At 74.6% G+C, this 4650-nt stretch carries 6 protein-coding genes and 1 pseudogene; all 7 read right to left on the minus strand.

All coding sequences use genetic code 11. From position 1 onward, the window contains the following. Positions 1 to 455, minus strand: a pseudogene (locus G6R25_RS21765) (hypothetical protein); the annotation flags it as partial. 23 nt (positions 456 to 478) lie between these two features. Beyond that, a complete protein-coding gene (locus tag G6R25_RS21770) occupies positions 479 to 616 on the minus strand; it encodes a hypothetical protein (RefSeq protein WP_163554390.1) in 138 nt (45 codons plus the stop codon). Between the two features lie 309 nt (positions 617 to 925). Continuing rightward, the gene (locus tag G6R25_RS21775; RefSeq protein ID WP_163554391.1) at positions 926 to 1987 is read right to left on the minus strand and encodes a type III polyketide synthase; all 1062 of its coding nucleotides are present in this window, start codon (positions 1985 to 1987) and stop codon (positions 926 to 928) included. Then, entirely contained in the window at positions 1981 to 2196 is a 216-nt protein-coding gene (locus G6R25_RS32055; protein ID WP_268904198.1) for an acyl-CoA dehydrogenase family protein, read from the minus strand. Before G6R25_RS32055 ends, G6R25_RS21775 begins: the two co-directional genes overlap by 7 nt. Positions 2197 to 2205: 9 nt before the next feature. Then, entirely contained in the window at positions 2206 to 3270 is a 1065-nt protein-coding gene (locus tag G6R25_RS21780) for an acyl-CoA dehydrogenase family protein (RefSeq protein ID WP_235949412.1), read from the minus strand. After that, on the minus strand, positions 3267 to 4037 hold the full coding sequence (locus tag G6R25_RS21785; RefSeq protein WP_163554392.1) for a class I SAM-dependent methyltransferase: 771 nt from the start codon (positions 4035 to 4037) through the stop codon (positions 3267 to 3269). Before G6R25_RS21785 ends, G6R25_RS21780 begins: the two co-directional genes overlap by 4 nt. Before the next feature lie 134 nt (positions 4038 to 4171). Next, positions 4172 to 4650 (minus strand): UbiA family prenyltransferase (locus tag G6R25_RS21790; protein ID WP_163554393.1); only part of this gene is annotated, 479 nt, incomplete at its 5' end.

Raw genomic sequence — 4650 nt, forward strand, 5'->3', positions numbered from 1 at the left:
CCGCCGCCGCCGGCCCCGTGGCCGATACCGCCGCGCCGGGCGAACTCGCCGTGCCGGGACGTTCCGGGAACGCCGGCGGCGCCGACGGTGAGCTGGAGGACCTGCCCCGGACTGACGGCCAGGGTGCCGCTGGTCTCGCCGCCGAGACCGCCGGGGGCGCCGGTGTTCGGCGGGTTGGGGGCCACGAACCCGGCCGCGCTGCCGCCCTCGCCCCCGAACAGGTCGATGCGCACGCTGGTCACCACGGCGGGCACGGTGAAGGTGCCCGTGCCCGCCGTGGTGTAGGCGCAGGTGGGTGGAGAGTTGGTGAGGACGCCGGTCGCCCCGCAGATGGCCGTTCCGTCCGCGGCATCCGCGATGGCGGGAAGCGGCACCGCGACGGCGACAGCCAGCACGCCGGCCGCGCCGGCGATCGCCGCCAGCCTGCCCCGGGGCATGGTGATACGACAGTTCATGGGAATTGACATCGCCTTTGTGGTCAGACGCCGTCGTCGGCGCACAGCGCCCAGACGTCGGTGTAGGTGCTCGGCGAGCTCGCGCCGCCGGTGTGGCTGAAGGTGTTGACGCGGGCGGCGGCTGGAACCGCGACAGTCAGCAGGGCGCTGAGGTCCAGCACCGCGACAGGTCTAACCGTGTGACGACGGAGGGTCACTTTTGCCATCTGCTCTCCCCTCGTTGCGGGATGGTCCGGACCTCGGCCGCGCCCGCACAGGGTGGTCGGCAGCGGGCGGGATCCTCACGTGCTCGCACCCGCGGCCGCAGGCCGACGCCGGGAACCGGGATGTACCCGGCAGAACTACGCGGATACGGATGCTAGCAGGAAGAAAGTCCGCATACATGGAGTTTTTCGCGAACTTCGTACGCGGATGAGTGCCGCCAGGCCGACCCGGCTCAGTCCGGAGCGTTGCCGCGGCTTGCCCTTCCGTCAACGGTGGCGCAGCAGGGCCAGGCAGAGGGTCAGGCCGGGGCCGAACGCCATCGCGACCACGGTCGCGCCGGCCGGAAGACCCCCGCGGAGCTGGTCGAGGACGAGCAGTACGGTGCCCAACGAGCAGTTCCCCCGCGCCGCGAGGATCCCGCGGGTCACCGCGGTCTGCGCCGGAGCCAGGCCGAGGTGCTCCTCGACGATGTCGATGATGCGCGGCCCACCGGGATGCACGGCCCAGCCCCCGACGTCGCAGCGGTCCATGGCGATCGGGTCCAGCAGCGCCGCGGTCGCCTCCTCGACCTGCTTCGCGAGGACGTCGGGCACCTGGGGGGACAGTCCCATGCGGAAGCCATGGTCGGTGACGTGCCAGGTCATCAGGTCCTCGCTGGCCGGGGCGGTGGCGGCGGTGGTGTCGAGGACCTCCAGGCCGTGGGCGGCGTCGGGAACAAGCACGATCGCCGCGGCGGCATCGCCGAACAGGGCATGCGCGACGACCTGCTGAAGATCCCGGTGCGGCTGCTCGGGCTGGACGTGCAGGGAGGTCAGCTCCACGCAGAGCACGAGCGCCGGCAGCCGGCGGGACCGGACGAAGTCCGCCGCCGCGCCCATCCCCGGGATGGCGCCGTAGCAGCCCATGTGCCCGACCAGCAGGCGGCGCACCGACGGGAGCATGCCGAGCTCGCGGGCGAGCTGGATGTCCAGCCCCGGCGTCGCGTAACCGGTGCAGGAGAGGACGACGAACAGCCCGATCTCGGCGGCGCGCAGCCCGCCGTCCGCCAGCGCGCCGCGGACGGCGCGCCGGCCCAGCGCAGGCGCCTCGTCGACATAACGGCGCATCCGTGCGGCCGTCGACCAGTCGCTGACATCCTCCCGCCGGGGATCCACCACCCCGTGACGGGTCCGCACCCCGGCACCGAAGAACAGCCGGTGAGCCAGCGGATCCCCCCGGTATCGCCGCTCGAAGACCTCGTCCCACACGCTCTGCTGCTCGAAGGAGCCGGGAAACGCCGCCCCCATGCCCGTGATGACGGCGGCGGTCGGCGTCCCGGCGGTCACCATCGGGCCACGTCCGCGTCCGCCTCCGGGTCGGCGCCCAGCGCCGCGAGGCCCAGCCAGTCGGCGCAGACATCCGTCGTCGCGGGATGCAGGGAGCCGCACCGGGCGTCGCGGTAGAGCCGTTCCAACGGGTGCCCGCGGCGGGTGACCGCGGTGCCGCAGGCCTCGACGATCGAGGCCGCGACGTCCTGAGCCGTCCGCCCGGCGAGCAGTTTCGCCCGCTACACCCAGCGGTTCGTCTCCGCCGAGCCGGGGTCGGCGTCGACCCGGCGCGCGCACTCGTCGATGACCGAGTCCAGGGCGGCCAGTGCGGCGTCGGCATGGCCGAACCGGGCCCGCACGGTCGGCAGCCCGGCGAGGCCGCCCGGGATCCCGGCCGTCCGCCGGACGCGGGCGTACTCCACGCCCGCGTCGAACGCGGCCCGGCCGACCCCGGCGTAGACGGCGGCGTAGGAGGCGACGAGCCACTGCGGCATGACCTGCGCCACCAGCAGGCTCAGCCCCTCCAGCCCGCCGACCAACGCCTCCGCCGGCACCCAGACGTCGAAGCGCACATCATGGCTGCCGGTGCCCCGCATGCCGAGGGAGTCCCAGGTCGGCTCGACGCTCACCCCGCCCCCGCGCGGGACGAGGAAATGGCTGACCCGTGCTGCCCGTGTCCCCGCCCGTGTCCCAGCGCCAGTGGTGGCGGTGGTGTCGTCGGCACCGGTGTCGGTCTCCGGTTCGGCATCGTCGGCGCGGGCGGCGACGAAGTAGACGTCCGCATGTGTCGCCCCCGAGCAGAACGACTTCGCCCCGATGATGCGGTAGCCGCCGTCCTCGCGCCGGTAGCGCGTCCCCAGCTCGGACAGCCGGGAGCCGGCGCCTCGTTCGCTCATCGCGACGGCGATGAACTCCCCGGCCGCGGCCCGGGCCAGCATCCGGTCGCGGGCGACGAAGAACGACTCCGGTGCCCCCATCGCGCGGGCGAGCTCCTCGGGCGTCCCGGCCAGCGCCCCCACGACCGAGGTGTGCATGTTCAGGACCAGGGCGGTCGCGCCGCTGCCCGCGGCGAGCACGCGCGCCGCGACGGCCCAGTCGGCGAAGCCGCCACCGTGGCCGCCGAGGCGGACGGGCACGAGCAGGCCGAGCAGCCCCGCGCCGCGCAGATCGTCGAGGTCGGCGGCGGGCAGCTCCCCGTCGCGGTCGGCGGCGCCGGCACGGGCGGCGATCGCGTCGACGACGCCCCCGGCCAGCCGCGCGCCGTCGACGTCCGGGCCGCGGGGTGCCGGGATCGTGGCGTTCATCGGTCTTCCCTCTCGGTTCCGGTTTTGGTTCCGATCGCCTGGTAGACGCCGGCGGTGGAGCCGGTCGGCAGCATCCGCACCGAGTCGACCCGGCGGGCCAGCCAGCGGGCGTAGTCGACGAGCGAGGGGCGAAGGCCGCCCACGACCGTCATCTCGATGCCGCATCGGCCCAGCGTCTGCGCCAACCGGTCGGGCGTGACGAGCAGCCGTGGATCGTGGATGCGCGGGGGCGGCCCGCCGGGAAGGCGTTCGGCGATACCCATCAGAGCCACCCGGCAGAACAGCGTGTCGGCGAGGGTGTCGATGACGAGCGTGCCGCCCGGGGCGAGCACCCGCGCGATCGCCGAGCAGGTGGCGTCGAGGTCGGCGAGGTGCTCGAACAGCTCGCCGGCGACGATGCAGCGGAACTGGCCATCCCGGAACGGCAGGCGCCGCACGTCGGCCCGGACTGCCGCGACACCGTGCCCCGCGGCCTGGCGCAGCGCCGGCGACGACAGGTCGACGCCGACGTGCCGCCAGCCGGCGAGCCGCCCGGTCAGCGCCAGGGAGAGCAGCCCCGCGCCGCAGGCGAGGTCGAGCAGTTCGGCGCCCGGCCGGGGCGGGTCCGGGATGAGCCGGCCGCGGGCCTCGGCGAGCCAGCGCAACGCGGCGAACCTCCCATGCGGGGGCCACCACTCACCGGCGAGATCGTCATACTGGGCGGGATCGTTCCTGGCTCGCCGCGGCGTCCGCGCCGAGACCGGGGCGCTGGTCAGGATCGTTGCCACCCGACCTGTTCGAGGCGATCTGTATTGGCTAATGCACTTAGGGTAATGGCCGGCCTGCCCCGATCCAATGACCGGCCCAGTGTCGGCGTGGGGCTGGGTGTCAGCGTGGGGCTGGATTGTGGGCAGTCAGGCAGTCAGGCCGGGCGGGTGCCGGCGGCGATGACGAGCGCGACGTCGATCGCGGCGACCCCCATTGCGGCGCGGAACGCGTGCCGGTCGTCGAGGCGCAGGCAGAGCCCGGTCAGCCCGGCCACCGTGGCCAGCGCGCCCACCTGCCAGGCCCGCGGGCGGCCCGGGCCGAGCACCGCGATGACGGAGCCCGCCGCGAGCAGCAGCGCCGCCGATGCGCGCGCACCGGTCGCGCCGAGACGCTGCGGCAGGCCGCGTACCCCCGTGCGCGCGTCGGCGTCGAGGTCCGGCAGGACGTTGGCGAAGTGAGCGCCCGAGCCGAGCAGCGCCCCCGCCACCGGCAGCCACCACGGCGGCGCGGGGTGGCCGGGCAGCCCAAGGACGACGAAAGCGGGCAGCAGCGCGAACGAGCCGGCATAGGGGACGACGGACAGCGGGGTCGCCTTCAGCCCGAGGTTGTACGCCCAGGCGCTCGCGACCGCGG

The sequence above is a fragment of the Candidatus Frankia alpina genome, from assembly GCF_902806485.1.
Lineage (GTDB): Bacteria > Actinomycetota > Actinomycetes > Frankiales > Frankiaceae > Frankia > Frankia alpina.

Coding starts and splice junctions, on each gene's coding strand:
- G6R25_RS21775 (WP_163554391.1), bottom strand. CDS start 1,987: ATGGTGACCGCCGGGACGCCGACCGCCGCCGTCATCACGGGCATGGGG.
- G6R25_RS21780 (WP_235949412.1), bottom strand. CDS start 3,270: ATGAACGCCACGATCCCGGCACCCCGCGGCCCGGACGTCGACGGCGCG.